Genomic DNA, 18,510 nt, shown 5'->3' with positions numbered 1-18,510 from the left:
GCGCGCTGAAGTTCGCATAGAAGGCGCCAGCGCCTCGGGACCAATATCCGGGCTCAAGCTTGGAGAAGACCCGATGAAGCTTCCGGCCCTGAGCGTTGCCGCCTTGATGCTAGCCAGCGCCGGCTTGGCGCAGGCTGCCTCGACCGAACGCCTGTCGGTCGTCGCCAACGGCGAGATCGTCGGCTCGGTCGAGGCCGTGACCGATGGGGCCAGGACCTCGGTCGAGTACAAGGTCGACAACAACGGCCGGGGTCCCAAGCACCACGAGGACATCGTGCTGGGCAAAGGCAGCCTGCCCGTGTCGTGGACCATCAAGGGCAGTTCGCTGATGGGCGGGCCGGTCGAGGAGAGCTTCGCCTGGACCGACGGCAAGGCCCGCTGGAAAAGCCAGGCCGACGCCGGCGAGACCGCCAGCGCCGCCGCGCCGCTGTACATCGTCAACGACGACAGCCCCTGGGCTTCGTACATCTATGCCCGCGCCGCCCTGGCCCGTCCCGGCGGCCAGATTTCCGTGCTGCCGGCCGGCAAGCTGACCGCGACCCCGGTGCGCCAGGTCACCCTGGGCGCGGGCAAGACGGCCGTCTCCGGGCGGGTGATCCGGCTGACCGGCGTCCAGGTCAAACCGACCTATGTGATCCTCGACAAGCAGGATCGCCTGCTGGCCAAGTTCGGCGACGGCGACATGGCCGTGCGCGCCGGCTACGAGGCCTCGGCCTCCCAGCTGCGGGATCTGGCCACCGACCTGGAAGGCCGGCGGATGCGCGAGATCGCGAAAGCCGTGGCCCACCGGTTCGACACGCCGGTGCGCATCCGCAATGTCCGCGTCTTCGATCCCCGGACCGGGACCCTAGGCCCGTTGTCGACTGTGGTGGTGATGCGCGATGTCATCACCCAGGTGCTGCCCGGCGACGGCGGCCCGCCGCCGGCCGACCAGACCATCGTCGAGGGCGAAGGCGGGGTGGTCTATCCCGGCCTGCACGACATGCACTCGCACGCCTCGCTGGACTCGGGCCTCTATTACCTGGCCGCCGGCGTGACCAGCACGCGCGACATGGGCAACGTCAACGCCTTTCTGCTGGACCTGATGCCGCGCATCGACAGCGGCGAGATCGCCTGGCCGCGCATCGCCCCGGCCGGTTTCCTGGAAGGCCGCAGTCCCTATTCGGCCCGCAACGGCTTCATCCCGGCGACCCTGGAGGAAGGCCTGGCCGACGTGCGCTGGTACGCCGATCGCGGCTATGGCGAGATCAAGATCTACAACTCGATGAACCCCGACTGGGTGAAACCCCTGGCGGCCGAGGCCCACCGCCTGGGCCTGGGCGTCTCGGGCCACGTGCCGGCCTTCGACACGCCCGACCGGGTCATCGAGGACGGCTACGACGCCATCGCTCACATCAACCAGCTGATGCTGGGCTGGATCCTCGATCCCACCGAGGACACCCGTACGCCCCTTCGCCTAACGGCCATGGCGCGGGCCGGGACCCTCGACCTCAACTCGGCGCGGGTCCAGAAGACCGTCGGCCTGATGAAGACCCACGGCGTGGCGCTGGACACCACCGCCAGCATCGTCGAGCAGCTGATGCTGAGCCGCGCCGGCCAGACCCAGGTCGGCCAGCAGGACTTCCTCTCGCACATGCCGATCGGCTTCCAGCGCTATCGCAAGCGCTCGTTCGTGACGATCAAGACCCCGGCCGACGACGCGGCCTACCAGACCGGCTTCGCCAAGGTCATCGAGACCATCGGCATGCTGCACAAGGCGGGGATCCGCCTGCTGCCGGGCACCGACGAAGCCACGGGTTTTTCGATGCTGCGCGAGCTGGAGCTGTACGTCCAGGCCGGCCTGACCCCGGCCGAGGCGCTGCGTTCGGCGACCCTGGGCAGCGAGGAATTCCTCAAGCGCACCGACCGCCTGGGCGTGATCGAGCGCGGCAAGCTGGCCGACCTGGTGCTGGTGGCCGGCGACCCGACCCAGGACATCTCGGCCATCCGCCGACCGCGCATGGTGATGAAGGGCGGCGCGGTCTATTTCCCGTCCGAGATCTACGCGGCGATCGGGGTCGAACCGTTCGCCGCCCCGCCGACCGTGCGGCCGGCTGCTGCAACCAAGCCAGCCACCAGCGGCGACGCCGGCTTCGGCTATCCCGACGACCATCTGGACGAGTTCTAGGCCGTCAGCTCCAGCGCCCGCAGCACCGCCATCTGGTCGAAGTACGGCCGCTCGCAGACGATCTTGTCCGCGCCGGGCGCGAACTCGAAGCTGGCGGCCATGCGGACGCGGAAGGCCTTGCCGCTGGCTTCCACCGTGCGGCCGGGCAGCTTCAGCGGGCCAAGTTGCGTGCCGGTCAGCCAGAACTCGACCAGCACCGTGTCGCTGGCGTGGGCGATGGCGATGACCTCGTTGCCCTGGTCGGGAAAGGGCGTGCGCGAAGCGGCGAAATAGCTGCGCACGGCGGCCTCGCCGTCGAACACCGCGCTCGAGCCGTACATCTCGTAGCGGGGGTGCTGGAAGGTGGCGATCACCGCGTCCCAGTCATGGACGCATTCCAGCGCCATGTGGTCGCGCACCACCTGGATGCGCCGCTCGGCTAGGTCTTGCATGACGTTTCTCCCCTCGTTTTCGGGGAGCGTCGCGCGTCCAGCCTCAGAAGTCGACCGCCACGCCCTTCTTCTCCCAGTCGCCGAAGCGGGTGGGTTCGGGGCCGTCGCGGCCGCCCTTTTCCGTCGGCAGGGCGGCGGCGGCCTCGGCGGCGCGGCGAGCAGCGGCCTCCTCCAGCGCGCGGCGCGCGGCGGGGGTCAGATCCTTGCCCGGGGCGGCGCCCAAAGAGGCGTCCGCCGGGGTTTGCGACGAAGCTTGCGACGAAGACGGCTGATCCTGCGACATGGCGAAAGTTTAGCACCAACGCGGTTGCGGGCGCCAGTTTGGCAGTGTTCAACGCCCGACCTTGAATATCGACGTTCGGGGAGATCTGAACATGACTGCCAGTCGTTGGCCGCACGCCTTCTTCGGCGCGGCCGCTTTCTACGCCATGGTCGGCGTCTCGTGGGGCCTGGCCATGAGCATCAGCAAGGACCACAGCACCTATTCGGCGCACGCGCACCTCAATCTGCTGGGCTGGATCAGCATGGCCCTGATGGGGACCTTCTACGCCCTGCTGGGGCAGCGGGTTCCCAACTGGGTCAAGATCACGAACTTCACCCTGTCGAACGTCGGGGTGATCTGCATGATCAGCGGCCTCTTTCTCTATCTGGGCCAGAAGGGACCGCCGTCGGTGTTCGGTCCGCTGCTGGCCGTGGGCGGGCTTTCGGTGGTCTCGGGCTTCTTCGTGTTCGGCCTGACGGCGGTCACGACGGCCATTCGGAAGCCCTCTTTGGCCGCCTGATTTTGTCAAATCGCTTGCGCTCGCCGTCGCCTTTGGGCACGGCGAGGCGGTGACTCAAGAATTGAACGACGGCCTCCCCGCCCGGGAAGCCGCCCTGAACCTTATCGATGCGGCCCTGTCGCGTCGCGGCGGCATCGACGAAGCCGCCTCCGCCAACGGTTTCCGCTTCCTGGAGCCGCGTGAGCGCGCGTTCGCCCGCGCCCTGGCCATGGCCGTCCTGCGCCACCTGGGCCCCATCGACCGCGCCCTGGCCGCCAAGCTGCAGAAGGCGCCGCCCGACCGGGTGATGAACCTGCTGCGCCTGGGCGCCGCGCAGGCCTTCCACTTGGAGGTCCCGGCCTTCGCCGCCGTGGCCACCTCGGTCGAGCTGGCCGGCGCCAACAAGACCAGCCGCCCGTTCAAGGGCCTGGTCAATGCGGTGCTGCGCGGCCTGCTGCGCGACGGAAGCCCCAACGACGACCCGGCCTTGCTAGCCCCGCCGTGGCTCTATGCCCGCTGGGTCGCCGCGTTCGGCGAGGCCACGGCCCGCGAGATCGCCGCCCAGATCGCCATCGAGCCCGCCACCGATCTCTCGCTGAAGCCTTCGGCCGATGTCGCGGCCCTCGCCGAGCTCCTGGAGGCCGAGGCGCTGCCCGGCGGCTCCCTGCGCGTGCGCCGCAAGGGCGACGTGGCCGGCTGGCCGGGCTTCGAGGACGGGACCTGGTGGGTGCAGGACGCCGCCGCCGCCGTCCCGGTCCGTCTGCTGGCCCTCAAGCCCGGCGACAAGGTGCTGGACCTGTGCGCCGCGCCCGGCGGCAAGACCCTGCAGCTGGCGGCCGCCGGCGCGCAGGTCGTGGCCCTGGACCGCTCGGCCGCCCGCCTCAAGCGCGTGGACGAGAATCTCGAGCGCATGAGCCTGACGGCCGAGATCGTCACCGCCGACGCCGCCGTTTGGGAAGACACCCGCACCTTCGACGCCATCCTGCTGGACGCGCCGTGCAGCGCCACCGGCACCTTCCGTCGCCATCCGGACGTGCTGTGGGCCGCGCGGCCCAGCGATGTGGCCTCCCTCGCCGGCGTGCAGTCGAAGATCCTGGACAGCGCCGCCGACCGCCTCAAGCCTGGCGGCCAGCTGGTCTACACCGTCTGCTCGCTGGAGCCCGAAGAGGGCGAGGCCCAGGTCGAGGCCTTCCTGGCGCGCCGCAAGGACATGGCGCTGGAGCCCATCCAGCCCGGCGAAGGCGGCTCTCCGGAAGCCAGCCTGACCGCCCGCGGGACCCTGCGCCTGCTGCCCCACCATCGGGACGGCGGCCAGGACGGCTTCTTCGCCGCAAGGTTCAAGAAGCTCTAGGGCTGACAGATCGGCGCGGGGCGGCTATCCCAGGACCATGACCGCGCCGATCATCGCCCCCTCCATCCTCGCCTCCGACTTCGCCAAGCTGGGCGAGGAAGTCGCCGCCATCGAGGCGGCCGGCGCCGACTGGGTGCATGTCGACGTGATGGACGGCCACTTCGTGCCCAACATCACGCTCGGTCCCGACATCGTCAAAGCCATCCGGCCGCACGCCAAGATCCCGTTCGACGTGCACCTGATGATCAGCCCCGCCGATCCGTACCTGGAGGCCTTCCGCGCCGCCGGGGCGGACCTGATCAGCATCCACCCCGAAGCCGGCCCGCACCTGCACCGCTCCCTGAAGCGCATCCGCGAGCTGGGGGCCAAGGCCGGCGTGGTGTTCAACCCCTCGACCAGCATCGACCACGTCGAGTGGATTCTCGAGGACGTCGACCTGCTGCTGGTGATGTCGGTCAACCCCGGCTTCGGCGGCCAGAGCTTCATCCCCGGCCAGCTGCGCAAGGTCGAGGCCCTGCGCAAGATGGTCGACAAGGCCGGCCTGGACATCATCATCGAGGTCGATGGCGGCGTGACCCCTGTGACCGCCCCGCAATGCGTGGCCGCCGGAGCCACCGCCCTCGTGGCCGGCTCGGCGGTGTTCAAGGGCGGCCCTAGCGCCTATGCCGACAATATCCGCGCGCTGAAGGGCGGCTGACCCCAAACGATGGCCGTCAAGCGTTCCGCAAGCGGCTCTAAAATCAACACGCCCCGGCGTGGTGGCGTCCTATGGAAGGCCGTCACGGCCGAGCTTTCCGGCCACATCCAGCGGGAGTGGTTCGGCTCGGGCCCCCACCGTCTGGCCATCGCCCTGCCCCGTCCCGAGGGCCTCTCGGCCCGTCCGCGCGACCCGCGCCCGGCCAACGCCGACCACGGCAAGAAGATGCTGGCCGGGACCCTGACCCTGGACGGCGGCACCCTGCGCCTGGGCCCCGACGGCGACCCGTTCGACACCGCCAGCCCCTCGCGCCGCTTCGCCGTCAGCCTGCACCGCTTCGACTGGCTGCCCGACCTGACCGCCGCCGGCTCGGACGGCGCTCGCCGGTCCCTGCGCCTGCTCGACGACTGGCGCCGGGTGTTCGGCAAGTGGAACGCCTTCTCGTGGAGCGCCGAGTGTATCGAGCGCCGCGTCTTCCACCTGGCCTGCGCCGCCAAGATCCTGGCCGCCGAGGGCAGCGACGCCGAGATCGCCGACCTGACCCAGGACCTGGCCCGCCAGGGCCGCCATCTGCTGGAGATCAAGGCCAGCCCCGAACGCGCCCTGGAGCGCGCCGTCGCCGCCACGGTCGCCGGCTGCGCCCTGGCCGGCAAGTCCAGCGAGGCCCTGATCGACAAGGGCCTGAAGGCCATCACCCGCCAGATCGACACGATGGTCCTGCCCGACGGCGGCCACGCCACCCGCAGCCCCGAGGCCGGCGTCGAGCTCTTGTTCGACCTGCTGACCCTGGACGACGCCCTGGGCCAGCGCGGCCGCCCCAGCCCCGAAAGCCTCTCACGCGCCATCGACCGCCTCTCCACGGCCGCGCGGTTCTTCACCCTGGGCGACGGCCATCTGGCGGCCTTCCACGGCGGCGAGGCCATCGCCCCGCAGCGCATCGCCGCGGCTCTCGCCCATGACGACGCCGGCCCGCGCCCGCTGAACGCCGCGCCGCACAGCGGCTACCACAAGATGGTCGGCGGCAGCCTGGAGGTCATCGCCGACTGCGGCCGCCCGCCGCTGGGCCCGCTCAGCGTCGCCGCCTGCGCCCAACCGGCCGCCGTCGAGATCGTCTGCGCCAAGGACCGCCTGATCACCAGTTGCGGTTGGAGCCCCGAGGCCACCGGCGCCAACGCCTTCCGCCTGAGTGACGCGGCCTCCACCGTCAGCGCCGGCGACGGCTCGGCCGGCCGCCCGCTCTCGGGCTTCCGCGCCAAGGCGCTGGGCCCCTGGCTGGTCGATGGCGCCACCAAGGTCGAGGCCAAGCGCCACGACGATGTCGGCGGCGTCTGGCTGGACATCGTCCACGACGGCTGGCGCCATGTCGGCCTCAGCCACGCCCGCCGCCTGTTCCTCGACGCCGTCGCCGACGAGCTGCGCGGCGAGGACAGCCTCACCCCGCTAGCCGCCGACCCCGGCGCGGCCGATGGTCCCAGGCGCTACCTGCCCTTCGCCGTGCGCTTCCACCTGCACCCCGAGGCCCGCGCCTCGATCGCCCGCGACGGCAAGAGCGTCCTGATCCGAGGCCCCAACAACATCGGCTGGTGGCTGCGCAACGACGCCGTCGACGTCGAGATCGCCCCCTCGGCGCACTTCGACCACGGCCTGGCCCGCAAGGCCGGCCAGATCGTGCTCAAGAGCCAGGTGCGCCCGGAAGTCGGCGCCAAGATCCGCTGGAAACTCACCCGAGCGGAGGGCTAGGCGCCATGGGCTTCGACCGCAGACCCCTCCTGGACCCCGGCCGCGCGCGGCACGTGCCGGAATACACCGACGACGAGGTGTCCGAAGTGATCGCCGCGCTGACGGCGAACGCGCCGGAGGTCCTGGCGGTGCTGGAGCGCCAGGCGCGAGAGCCCGGCAGCGTGGCGATGGCGGACTATGACGACGCCTACGACCGGATGCTGACGTACCTGTTCGAGCACGGGTACGTGCATACGCATGTCGAGATGGCGATGGTGTTTAAGGCAGTGCGGGAGCGGATAGGACTCGCATAGCGGGTGGAATCGATCCACCGTTTCGCCACCGGTCATCAACCGAATACTCACAGGTTGCTAACAGCGTCTTGTGCTCGGCGGGGGTTCGTACGCTATCCCTGGTGTCCGCGACTCATTAGTATCGTCGGTATCGGACTAAATCTCACACAAGGAGACCAGAGAACGAAACGGGCACGGATTTCAGTCCAGTGGACTGATAGGAGAGGAATGCGCGGGCCAAGTTGTCTAGGCCGGGACCGACATCACCCCTCTCCTCAACATCGCGAGCGACGTTGTGCGATCTCCGTACCGCGCATCCCTGCGTGGGAGCAAGGTCAGGTGTCCACAACGTCAGGAATCTTCCTGTTCAACACTTGTGGACAAATCAAATGACCCTCAAACCGGGTTCGAATAGCGGCCGCAACGGCGGCATTTTCCAAGAGCAAGGCCCGCGCGGCGGTGCCCGACCGAACTTCACGACGGTGCCGGACAATACCCGGCTACCTCCAACGAGTTCGCCAGGTTCGACGTGGAAGCCGACCCACCGCACTCCCGACAGCAAACGCTAAAGGAGGCGGTCATGGTCTATATTCCGCAACGCCCCATGATCCCCGAACGCCAGCCAATGACGCCGCCATTCAGGCCGTCAACACCGGCACGTCCGTCGATCCCGCCCGCGCGTCCGCGCTAAGCGACCCTGAAGAGGCGGGCGTCGCCCGCCTCTTCTCATCATGAGACGAGGGCCATATGGCCGTGAAATTTTATACGAGTGACGCCAAGGCGCTGCTTGCCAAATTCGACGCCGCTATCAGGCAGAATGAACCCAAGGGCAAAATCACAACCTGGGAGGTCAGCTCCGATGGGAAATATTACACCCACAAGGCAAAGGACTGGGCCAAGCTGGCATGGTTCAAGCCGGAAGTTTTCACAGATCACCTGACATTTAACATCATCAAACCAAAAGAGCGAAATGTAACCCAGGCGGTATACTCGTACTATCATGGGCATTTAATTGAGACATTCATCAACCACTTCAATCGAAGCTTCACCTACGGCGCGGCCACCGCCCTCGCTCAATCAACGGAAAAATGCAGCTAGCCGCAACGCTGCCTATTGAGCCGAGCGAAGTTGAGTCTCGTCGTTCATTACTTCCGGCCGTCATGGGCCAGAGCCCACCTTACATCTCTTGAAGGCTGCAGCGTGCTGGGCTGGAGGGGTTGGTCAAGGACCGCCCTCCGGGCGGCCGCGGCGCGGCGACGCGGAGCGTCGTCCTTGAGTAACCCCTCCAGCCCAGCGATCGTCTCGCCGTGAGATGTAAGGAGGGCGCTCTTCCGGGGCGGAAGGCTTTCACTACTGAGTGAAGCCGTGCGCTCCAGACCCCTCTCTCATGGAGAGAGGGAGGGACCCGCGCCGTAGGCGTGGGAGGGTGAGTGGGTAGGCGGAGCCCTTTGACGATCTTGGCGCTGTTGGGGGAGTCAGTGCCGGCACGCCGGCCTAGGGTGTAACCACTCACCCTCCCATCGCGAAGCGATGGGCCCCTCCCTCTCTCTAAGAGAGAGGGGATTGGGCGCGCTGTATCCTCGGAGTTCGCGCGATCGAGCGCAGCGAAATCAATGGCTTGTCGATTTTACGCGCCGCTGAATGATCCGCGTTCAAATCCACCCCCATACTCTTCCTCACCCGATGGCGCGGAAGGGACGTCCGGCCGGCGATCGTGACGGCTGTCGGGGGTGGTCGAGCGGGTAGCGCTCGTCGGGCTTCTTTCGGGAAGTCCCTTCGCGACGGCTCCAGCGGCAGGCTCCCTGAAACATCGGGACGAAGCCCTGGCGGCGAAGGTTCGGCGAACGCAACAGGCAGGGGCTGAAGTCGCCCGTGCATTCCGGGACTGGGGTCGTCGCCCTGGCCCGCCCGTCGGGGGCCTCTTTCGGAAGCGGGTTAAGACCCCGCGCGTCGAGGGCTCACCGGATAACGGCTGCGCGGAGCGTTCGAGCTTCGTCGAAACGGTAACAATACTCAACATTCCGGGCGCGGCCCGGCGCTCCGCAGTCCCTTTCATACCCTCGCAGCCGCACGGTGCGAGGTCGATGAAACACGTTCCCTCCCCCTCGATGGGGGAGGGGCAGGGGTGGGGGTGACTACGGCGGTTGATGCAGCGCGCAGCCGCCAGCTCAGCAATCACCCCATCCCCGACCCTTCCCCATCAAGGGGAAGGGAGGAGTTGATTGACTCCCCCGCCCGCCTCCGTATTTTCCGCCGCGTTCGCGTGACTGGCGTTGAAGGTGGGAAACCACCGGGGAGCTCGAACCTCATATGCCGCGCGCCTGGGCTCCCTTCTGACAACCACAGACCTGGAGTCCGCCGTGCCCGCCGCCCCCGACTATCCATCCGCCCCCGATCTCGTTTCCCCCAAGCGCGCCCTGCTGTCGGTCTCCGACAAGACCGGCCTGGTCGAGGCCGCCCAGGTTCTGCACGCCGCTGGCGTCGAGCTGGTCTCGACCGGCGGCACCAAGGCCGCGATCGCCGCGGCCGGGATCCCGGTGAAGGACGTCTCGGACCTGACCGGCTTCCCCGAGATGATGGACGGCCGCGTGAAGACCTTGCACCCGGTGGTGCACGGCGGGCTTCTCGGCGTCCGCGACGCCCCCGAACACGCGCAGGCCATGGCCGACCACGGCATCGGCGGCATCGATATCCTGTACGTGAACCTCTATCCGTTCGAGGCGACCGTCGCCAAAGGCGGCAGCTACGCCGAGTGCGTCGAGAACATCGACATCGGCGGCCCAGCCATGATCCGCTCGGCGGCCAAGAACCACGGCTATGTCGCCGTCTGCACCGATCCGTCGGACGTCGCCGAAGTGCTGGAAGCCCTGAAGGCCGGCGGGACGACCCTGGCCCTGCGCCAGACCCTGGCGGCCCGCGCCTATGCCCGCACGGCGGCCTATGACGCGGCGATCTCGGCCTGGTTCGCCCAGGCGCTGGAGCAGGACTTCCCGGCGCGCAAGAGCATCGCCGGCGAGCTGCGCCAGACCATGCGTTACGGCGAGAACCCGCACCAGAAGGCGGCCTTCTATGCGTTCCCCAACCCGCGCACCGGGGTGGCCACGGCGACCCAGCTGCAGGGCAAGGAGCTCAGCTACAACAACATCAACGACACCGACGCGGCCTTCGAGCTGATCGCCGAGTTCGATCCGGCCCAGGGTCCCGCCGTGGCGATCATCAAGCACGCCAACCCCTGCGGCGTGGCGGTCGGCGGCAACCAGCGCGAGGCCTATGAGCGGGCCCTGGCCTGCGACCCGACCTCGGCCTTCGGCGGCATCGTGGCGGTCAATTCGCGCCTGACCCGCGAGGCGGCCGAAGCGATGGTCGAGATCTTCACCGAGGTGGTCATCGCCCCCGAGGCCGACGACGACGCCATCGCCGTGTTCGCGGCCAAGAAGAACCTGCGCCTGCTGGTGACCGGCGGCCTGCCGGACCCGCTGTCGACCGGCGACACCTTCAAGAGCGTGGCCGGCGGCTTCCTGGTCCAGTCCCGTGACGACGCGCGGATCAAGGCCAGCGACCTGAAGATCGTCACCCAGCGCCAGCCGACGGAAGACGAGATCCGCGACATGCTGTTCGCCTTCACGGTGGGCAAGCACGTCAAGTCCAACGCCATCGTCTATGCCCGCGCCGGCCAGACCCTGGGCGTCGGCGCCGGCCAGATGAACCGCAAGGACTCGGCCCGCATCGCGGCCCTTCGCGCCGCCGACTTCGGGCTCGACCTGAAGGGCTGCGCCTGCGCCTCGGAAGCCTTCTTCCCGTTCGCCGACGGCCTGATCCAGGCGGCGGAAGCGGGCGCCACGGCGATCATCCAGCCGGGCGGCTCGATGCGCGATCCGGAAGTGATCGAGGCGGCCGATAAGCTGGGCCTCACTATGGCCTTCACGGGCGTGCGAGTGTTCCGTCACTAACACGCTATGAGGTCGTCGATGGACAGCGCCGCCTGGGGCGAACAGGTCGCCAAGCACTCGCGGGTGTTCAAGCCCGCAGGCCTGGGGCCGTTCCCGGTGGCGCTGATCTTCCACGGCTGCGGCGGCAAGACGCCGTTCCTCGAGGACTACGCCCGGACGGCCGTCGCGGCCGGCTGGGCGGCCGTGGTGGTCGATAGCCTCAAGCCGCGCGGCATGACCCTGACGGACGCCAAGCTGACCGTCTGCACCGGCCTGCGGCTGCGTGGCGGCAAGCGGGCGGCGGATGTCTTCGCCATGCTGGCCTGGCTGGAGGGGCAGGCTTGGGCTGACGCCTCCCAGGTGTTCCTGGCCGGCTGGAGCCATGGCGGCTGGACGATCATGGACGCCTACGCGATGGGCGAGCGGGCGCCGCTGATCACCGGCCTGGCCGACGCCGCGCCCGACCGCCTGCGCCAGGCGGTGAAGGGCTCGATGCTGGTCTATCCGTTCGCCGGCTATCCGGCCCTGACCACCCGCCACGGCTGGACCGGCGCGGCGGCGCCGGTCTGGTCGGTGGTGGCCGGCAAGGACCAGGTGGTCGGCTGGAAGGCGCCGAAACTGGCCCTGGACCGGCTGGCGCGCGACGGGCTGACCGTCGACCAGCTGTTCCTGGCCGACGCCACCCACGCCTTCGACGACAACAAGGCCAACGACCCTCGGGCCCGCTACCGGCCCGACCTGTTCGAGCAGGTGCGGACCTACTTTACGGGAGCGCTTCAGGCCTGCGGCTAGGCGCTCTGGCCAGGACGCTGGCGCCCAGGGCCATGAACAGGGCCGAGACGACGACGGCGATGCGCTGGTCGCCCGCCAGCTTGGTGCCGACGGCGATGACCAGCGGCGCCAGGAAGGCGGTGGCCTTGCCCGACAGGGCGTAGAGGCCAAACCACCGGCCGGTCTCGCCGGGCGGGGCCAGCTCGGCCATCCAGGCGCGCAGGGAGGACTGGGCCGTGCCGAAGGTCAGGCCGACGAACATCGAGAAGAACAGGAACATCCGCTCGGGAATGCTCGCGAACAGCGCCTGGTCGGCCTGGGCGGGGGCGACGGGGATCAGGAAGAAGATCGTGTCCTTGCCGACCATGCCGACGCCGATGGCGCCGAACAGGATGACGCCCGTGGCGACCAGCACGGTGGCCTTCGAGCCCATCTTCTGGTCGACCCGGCCGCCGATGAAGGTGCCGATGCCGGCGGCGACCGAGAGGAGGATCGCATACAGACCCAGCTGCGTCGTCGTCCAGCCGAACAGGCCCGCCGCCAGCACGCCGCCGAACGCGATGAAGCTGGAAATGCCATCGCCCAGCAGCATCCGGCCGAGCAGGAAGGTCGCCATGTGCGGACGGCTCGGCAGGCTCTTGAGGGTCGACCACAGCTCGGCCAGCGGCTTGTCGCCGGCTCCGGCCGAGGGCTTGGGCGCGGTCAGCATCAGCGGCCAGGCGAAGGCCAGGAACCACACGGCCACCAGCGGCCCGACGATCCGGTCCGGCTCGTGCAGCGCCTTCGACAGGCCCAGCATCGGGACCTTGGGCAGCGAGAAACAGAAGAGGACGATGAACAGCGTCACCAGCGCCCCGACGTACGCTAACGCCCAAGCGGTGCCCGACAGGCGTCCCAACTGCCCCGGCTTGGCGATCACCGGCAGCAGGGCGTTCATCACCGTGACCCCCAGCTCGGCGGCCACCCCAGCCACGACCAGGCAGGCCAGGATCAGCGGGATGCGGCTCGTCTCGCCGGGAACGGCCAGCCACAGCAGGGCGCTGGCGATGACGAACGGGAAGGCCAGGCCGATCAGCCAGGCTCGCGGATTGCGCCGGGCGTCCAGCGTCGCGCCCAGCAGCGGACTCAGGATCGCGATGGCCAGGCCCGACACTACCCCGGCATAGCCCAGCAGGCTCTGCCCCCGCACCGGGTCGCCGACGAAGCCGGCGGCGAAATAGGGCGTGAAGATGAAGGTGGCGATCAGCGCCCAGTACGGCTGCTGCGCCCACTCGTACGAGATCCAGGCTGCTCGCCGGCGATCACCCTGGTCCATACGCTACTGCTCCCTCTCCGCCTTCCCTCGTAAGCGAGAGAAGGCGGAGGGGCCAGCGTCTTTAGGCGGCGGTCGAGAGCTCGCGCAACGCGGCGTTGGCGATGGTCAGCTTGGCGAAGGTCCAGCCGCCGCCGGCCTGCTCGATGTCCTCGATCGTGCGCTTGACCGCCTTGGGGCGATCGCCGCGCAGGGCGGCCCAGGACGCGATCGCGGCCTTGGCCGAGAGCTCGTCGTCGCCGGCCTGGGCGTTGGCGGCGAACTTCAGGACGGCCTCGGTGATCGCGGTCTGCTCGGTCAGCATGTCCTCGATCAGGCGGCGGACCGCCAGGCGCTCGAAGGCGTCGCCGCCGACGAACGAACCGGCCGCGCCGCGCAGACGGTCGAAGCCGAAGGCCGCGCCGACCTGGTGGTACAGGCGGGCGACGTTCTCGACGCTCCAGCTGGACGCATTGGCCAGGTCGACGAGGTCGGCGGCCGTGGTCAGCGGCTGCAGGGCCGCGACGGCCTGGGCCAGCGCTTCCGGCGCGCCGTCGGCGACATAGGCCTTCACCCGCTTAGCGACGGTCTTCTGCTCGAACGGCGACAGGATGGCCGGGGCCATGCCGGTCAGGGTCTTCACCGACGGACCATAGGCCTCGACCAGCTGCTGGACGCTGGACTTGTCGCGATGCGCCCGGCGGGCCAGCCAGAAGGCCAGGCTGCGCAGGGCGTAGGCCAGGGCCTTGTACAGCGCCGTCTGACCATCGGCCGAAGCCTTATTGTTCAGCGCGTTGACCTGGTCCCACAGGGCGTCGATCCCAAGGATCTCGCGAGCGGCGGTGAAGCCGGTCACCACCGCGCCGATGTCGGCGCCGGCGGCGGCCTTCAGGCGGCTCGGGAAGGTCGGGCCGCACATGTTGACCATCTGGTTGCCGACCACCGTGGCGATGATCTCGCGCTTCAGCCGGTGCTTCTGCATGGCGTCGGCGTACTTATCGAGCGCCTTGGGGAAGTAGCCGCGCAGGGTGGCCTCGAACCACGGATCGTCCGGCGCCTGGCTGGCGACGATCTCGTCGAAGAGGTCCAGCTTGCCGTAGGCCAGCAGCACGGCCAGCTCGGGCCGGGCCAGGCCCTTGCCCGCGGCCTTGCGTTCCAGCAGCGCCGTATTGGTCGGCAGACCCTCGACCTTGCGATCCAGACGGCCGCGCTGCTCAAGGTCGACCATGTAGCGGATCTGGGCGTCGACCTCACTGACCGCGTCGCTTTCCAGAAGCGTCAGGGCCAGGGTCTGGTCGAAATTGTGCTCCAGGACGTGATGACCGACGTCCTCCGTCATCGACGCCAGCAGCGTGTTGCGGCTCTCGCGGGTCAGCTCGCCGCCACGCTCCAGGATCCCGGTCAGGATCTTGATATTGACCTCGTGGTCGGAGCTGTCGACGCCGGCCGAGTTGTCGATGGCGTCGGTGTTGATGTGACCGCCGGCCCCTCCTGCGCCCATTTGAGCGAACTCGATCCGGCCGGCCTGGGTCAGGCCGAGATTGGCGCCCTCGCCCACGACCTTGACCCGCAGGTCCGAGCCGTTGATGCGGATAGCGTCATTGGCCTTGTCGCCGGCGTCGGCGTTGCTCTCGCCCTTGGCCTTCACATAGGTGCCGATGCCGCCCAGATAGAGCAGCTCGGCCTTGGACTTCAGGATCGCGGTCATCAGCTCGGCCGGCGAGACGGCCTCGGCCTTGATCTCGAACAGCTCGCGCACTTCCTTCGACAGCGGGATGCTCTTCAGGCTACGGGCGAAGACGCCCCCGCCGGCCGAGATCTTCGACTTGTCGTAGTCGTCCCACGACGAGCGCGGCAGCTTGAACATCCGGTCGCGCTCTTCCCACGACACCGCCACGTCCGGGTTCGGGTCGAGGAAGATGTGACGGTGATCGAAGGCGGCCAACAGCTTGGTCTGCTTGGACAGCAGCATGCCGTTGCCGAACACGTCGCCCGACATGTCGCCGACGCCGACCACGGTGAAGGGCTGGGTCTGGATGTCCTTGCCCAGCTCGCGGAAGTGGCGCTTGACCGCTTCCCAGGCGCCGCGGGCGGTGATGCCCATGACCTTGTGATCGTAGCCGACAGAACCACCGGACGCGAAAGCGTCACCCAGCCAGAAGCCGTAGCTCTCGGCCACGCCGTTGGCGATGTCGGAGAAGGTCGCCGTGCCCTTGTCAGCGGCGACGACCAGGTACGGATCCTGGGCGTCATGCGCCACGACCGACGGCGGCGGCACCACCTGGTTGTCGGCGTCGATATTGTCGGTCAGGTCCAACAGGCCCGACAGGAAGGTCTTATAGGCGCGGATCGCCTCGGTCTGGATCGCGTCACGATCACCGCCGCGCGGCAGTTGCTTGGGATAGAAGCCGCCCTTCGAGCCGACCGGCACGATGACCGCGTTCTTGACCTGCTGGGCCTTCACCAGACCCAGCACCTCGGTGCGGAAGTCGTCGCGGCGATCCGACCAGCGCAGGCCGCCGCGGGCGACCGGGCCGAAGCGCAGGTGCACGCCCTCGACGTGCGGGGCCGAGACATAGATCTCGCGATAAGGCTTGGGGGCCGGCAGGTCTTCCAGCTCGCGCGAGGCGATCTTGAAGCTGATATACGGCTTGGCGCCACCATCGGCGGCCGGCTGGTAGAAGTTGGTGCGCTGGATCGCGCCGACCAGGGCGGCCAGGCGGCGCAGGACACGGTCGGCGTCCAGGCTCTCGACGGCCTGCAGGGCCTCGGTGATCTTGGCCTCGACGGCCTTGGCCTGCTCCTGGCGCAGCTTCAGGTCGGCGCGGACGGCCGGGTCGAACTTGGTCTGGAAGAGGTCCAGGATCAGGCGCGCGACACCAGGATGATCCGAGAGCGCCTGCTCCTGCACGCCCTGGCTGGGATCCAGGCCCGACTGCTGGCGATAGCGGGCCAGCGCCCGGATCAGGGCGGCCTCGCGCCAGCCGATACCCAGCTCCAGCACCAGACGATTGAAGCCGTCGCTTTCGGCGCGGCCGGTCCAGATGGCGACGAAGGCGGCCTCGAAGGCCTGCTTCACGTCGTTGAACACCAGGTGCTCGCCGGCCTCGTCGCGCAGCACGAACTCGTGGACCCAGACGGGCTTGCCGTCCGGCGAGACCTTGAAGCCGTCCTCGATCAGGGCCTTCAGGCCCATGTGCTCCAGGATCGGCAGCACGTCGGCCAGCGGCGCGGCGGCGCCGGGACGATAAAGCTTGAAGCGCAGGGTGACCGCGTCGTCGCCATCGCGGCGGAAGGCGCGCACGCGGACGGCCTCACCGTCGGCCAGGTCGTCGATGACCTGGATGTCGGCCAGGGCCTCATCGGCGTCGTACTGGTCGCGATAGCCGGGCGGGAAAGCGCCGGCATAGCGCGCCAGCAGATGGGCGACGCGGCCCGTGGAGCCTTCGCGGACGGCGGCTTCGAAGCGGTCGTCCCAGGTGCGGGCGGTCTCGGCGATGGCGGCCTCGACAGCGGCCATGTCGGGCTCGGCGTGGTCGCCGGGCGTCACGCCCAGGATGTAGTGCACCCGCGCCAGCGGAGCGTCGGAGAAGCTGGGATAATAGGCCGACACCCGGCCCCGGAACGCCTGCGCCAGGATCTCGCCGGCTCGGGCGCGGACGCCGGAGTCGTAGCGGTCGCGCGGCACGAACATCAGGACCGAGATGAAGCGGTCGAACGGATCGCGGCGGGCGAACAGCTTCACGCGCGGCCGGTCATACAGGTGCAGCACGCCCAAAGCCGTGGTCAGCAGCTCGTCCTCGCTGCTCTGGAACAGCTCGTCGCGCGGCCAGGTCTCAAGGACATTGCGCAGGCGCTTGCCGTTGTGGCTGTCGGGATCCTTGCCGGCCTGGGTCAGCACGTGATGGACCTTACGGCGGACCAGCGGCACCTCGTGGGCCGGGGTCTCGTAGGCCTCGGCGGTGAACAGACCGACGAAGCGGACCTCGCCCGAGGCCTTGCCGTCGGCGCCGTAACGACGCACGCCGATATAGTCCATGTAGCCGCGGCGATGGACGCGCGAGCGCAGGTTCGACTTGGCCACCACGATCGGGTCGCCGATGTCGATGTGGCTGCGGACCTGGGCCGACAGGATGGCCGGCTCGCTGCCTCGGCGCAGCACGGTGCGGGCCTGGTCGCGCAGCACGCCCAGGCTGCCTTCCGGCTGGTACAGCGGCTCCTCGGCCGCATAGCCGCCGTCGGCGGTGCGGGGATATTCGTAGACGCGGGCGCCCAGGAACACGAAGTGGTCGCTCTCGAGCCAATCCAGGAAGTCGAGGTCCTCGGACTTCTCCTCGGTCGAGACCGGGGTCTTGGCGTCCCGCAGCTCACCGATCGTGCGGCGCATCAGGGCGCGCATGGGCTGGAAGTCCTGCACGGCCAGGCCGACGTCGGACAGGGCCTCACGGACGCTGGCGACCAGGGCGTCCTCGCGGTCCTCGCCGACCGGAGCCAGCCAGATCTGGATCATCGAGCGGCGCACACCGCCGCAGTCCGACACGGGGTGGAACATGGCCCGGACAGAGAAGCCGGCCTCGGCCACTTCACCCATGATGCTGTCGACCAGGAAGGGCCGGTCGGGCTGGACGATCTCGAGCAGGTCGGAAGGGGTCTCGCCGCCTTGCGCGCGGACCAGGCGGATGGCCGGTTCGGAGAGATCCTTGGCCGACTCGCCGAAGCGCCAGAAATCGGCCAGGGCGCGGGCGACGTCGGCGACGTCCAGGCCCGGCAGTTCCTCGGCCGACCAGTCGTCCTGGGCCTGGGCGGCGAAGCCGCGCGCGGCGGGCGACAGGGCCTCGACCGCGACGCCCAGGGCCTGGGCGAAGGCGCTTACCAGCGGACCGATCGGGGCCTCAGCGGACTTGAGGTCATTTTTTTCACCGATCATAGGATTTCCTCGCGAATTTTTGGTCGCAACCTAGCCCTTTCAGGCGCGGCTTCAACCCGTAAGTCCGAAATAGGAAAGAATCCGTGCCGTGCCACACCGGGCCGGAAACGGAAGCGGCGCCGGCTGGGGGTAAAGCGGGCGGCGCGGGCCCGCTTGGGGGGAAGCGGGCGTTT

14 protein-coding genes, 1 pseudogene and 1 riboswitch are annotated in these 18,510 nt (G+C 68.9%); of the genes and pseudogenes, 9 read left to right on the top strand and 6 right to left on the bottom strand.

Features of this window, described 5'->3' with window-relative positions; genetic code table 11:
- The first annotated feature begins 73 nt into the window (after positions 1-73).
- Positions 74-2,167: an amidohydrolase family protein gene (locus tag AC07NF_RS13455; protein ID WP_494626575.1), complete on the top strand. Its 2,094-nt coding sequence runs from the start codon at positions 74-76 to the stop codon at positions 2,165-2,167.
- On the opposite strand, the gene AC07NF_RS13450 is transcribed toward AC07NF_RS13455, so the two are convergent.
- Together AC07NF_RS13450 and AC07NF_RS13445 are read right to left on the bottom strand one after the other, a co-directional pair.
- Entirely contained in the window at positions 2,164-2,598 is a 435-nt protein-coding gene (locus AC07NF_RS13450) for an ester cyclase (protein ID WP_494626573.1), read from the bottom strand. The two genes, AC07NF_RS13455 and AC07NF_RS13450, sit on opposite strands and share 4 nt — an antisense overlap.
- Before the next feature lie 43 nt (positions 2,599-2,641).
- On the bottom strand, positions 2,642-2,881 hold the full coding sequence (locus AC07NF_RS13445; RefSeq protein WP_492815869.1) for a DUF1674 domain-containing protein: 240 nt from the start codon (positions 2,879-2,881) through the stop codon (positions 2,642-2,644).
- Positions 2,882-2,972: 91 nt separating this feature from the next.
- Here AC07NF_RS13445 and AC07NF_RS13440 point away from each other — a divergent pair, with 91 nt between their 5' ends.
- From AC07NF_RS13440 to AC07NF_RS13415, 6 genes are all read left to right on the top strand, one after another.
- Positions 2,973-3,380, top strand: coding sequence for a hypothetical protein (locus AC07NF_RS13440; RefSeq protein ID WP_494626571.1), 408 nt, complete (start codon positions 2,973-2,975; stop codon positions 3,378-3,380).
- A gap of 49 nt (positions 3,381-3,429) precedes the next feature.
- Positions 3,430-4,710 (top strand): RsmB/NOP family class I SAM-dependent RNA methyltransferase, encoded by a 1,281-nt coding sequence (locus AC07NF_RS13435; protein WP_494626569.1) that lies wholly within the window; start codon positions 3,430-3,432, stop codon positions 4,708-4,710.
- Between the two features lie 37 nt (positions 4,711-4,747).
- On the top strand, positions 4,748-5,407 hold the full coding sequence (gene rpe / locus AC07NF_RS13430) for a ribulose-phosphate 3-epimerase (RefSeq protein WP_494626567.1): 660 nt from the start codon (positions 4,748-4,750) through the stop codon (positions 5,405-5,407).
- A gap of 9 nt (positions 5,408-5,416) precedes the next feature.
- Positions 5,417-7,147, top strand: coding sequence for a heparinase II/III family protein (locus AC07NF_RS13425; protein WP_494626565.1), 1,731 nt, complete (start codon positions 5,417-5,419; stop codon positions 7,145-7,147).
- Positions 7,148-7,152: 5 nt separating this feature from the next.
- Entirely contained in the window at positions 7,153-7,440 is a 288-nt protein-coding gene (locus AC07NF_RS13420) for a hypothetical protein (RefSeq protein WP_494626563.1), read from the top strand.
- A gap of 726 nt (positions 7,441-8,166) precedes the next feature.
- On the top strand, positions 8,167-8,517 hold the full coding sequence (locus AC07NF_RS13415) for a hypothetical protein (protein WP_494626561.1): 351 nt from the start codon (positions 8,167-8,169) through the stop codon (positions 8,515-8,517).
- A gap of 123 nt (positions 8,518-8,640) precedes the next feature.
- Here AC07NF_RS13415 and AC07NF_RS13410 read toward each other — a convergent pair whose 3' ends face one another.
- Both AC07NF_RS13410 and AC07NF_RS13405 read right to left on the bottom strand, forming a co-directional pair.
- Positions 8,641-8,733 (bottom strand): hypothetical protein, encoded by a 93-nt coding sequence (locus AC07NF_RS13410; protein ID WP_494627568.1) that lies wholly within the window; start codon positions 8,731-8,733, stop codon positions 8,641-8,643.
- A gap of 763 nt (positions 8,734-9,496) precedes the next feature.
- Positions 9,497-9,620: pseudogene (locus AC07NF_RS13405) on the bottom strand (hypothetical protein); the annotation flags it as partial.
- 52 nt (positions 9,621-9,672) lie between these two features.
- Positions 9,673-9,753, top strand: a riboswitch (ZMP/ZTP riboswitch).
- Positions 9,754-9,779: 26 nt separating this feature from the next.
- Between AC07NF_RS13405 and purH the strand changes: the two are divergent.
- Together purH and AC07NF_RS13395 are read left to right on the top strand one after the other, a co-directional pair.
- Positions 9,780-11,369, top strand: a complete 1,590-nt coding sequence (purH, locus tag AC07NF_RS13400; protein ID WP_494626559.1) for a bifunctional phosphoribosylaminoimidazolecarboxamide formyltransferase/IMP cyclohydrolase — start codon at positions 9,780-9,782, stop codon at positions 11,367-11,369.
- An 18-nt stretch (positions 11,370-11,387) separates the two neighbouring features.
- Positions 11,388-12,140 (top strand): dienelactone hydrolase family protein, encoded by a 753-nt coding sequence (locus tag AC07NF_RS13395; RefSeq protein WP_494626557.1) that lies wholly within the window; start codon positions 11,388-11,390, stop codon positions 12,138-12,140.
- Here AC07NF_RS13395 and AC07NF_RS13390 read toward each other — a convergent pair.
- Together AC07NF_RS13390 and AC07NF_RS13385 are read right to left on the bottom strand one after the other, a co-directional pair.
- On the bottom strand, positions 12,112-13,434 hold the full coding sequence (locus AC07NF_RS13390; RefSeq protein WP_494626555.1) for an MFS transporter: 1,323 nt from the start codon (positions 13,432-13,434) through the stop codon (positions 12,112-12,114). The genes AC07NF_RS13395 and AC07NF_RS13390 overlap by 29 nt on opposite strands.
- 61 nt (positions 13,435-13,495) lie before the next feature.
- On the bottom strand, positions 13,496-18,337 hold the full coding sequence (locus AC07NF_RS13385; RefSeq protein WP_494626553.1) for an NAD-glutamate dehydrogenase: 4,842 nt from the start codon (positions 18,335-18,337) through the stop codon (positions 13,496-13,498).
- Positions 18,338-18,510: the final 173 nt, after the last annotated feature.

It is taken from the genome of Caulobacter sp. GW821-FHT10A06 (assembly GCF_059415805.1).
Note: the sequence above shows the minus strand (reverse complement) of the source record. Positions and strands in the feature narration are given on the sequence as shown.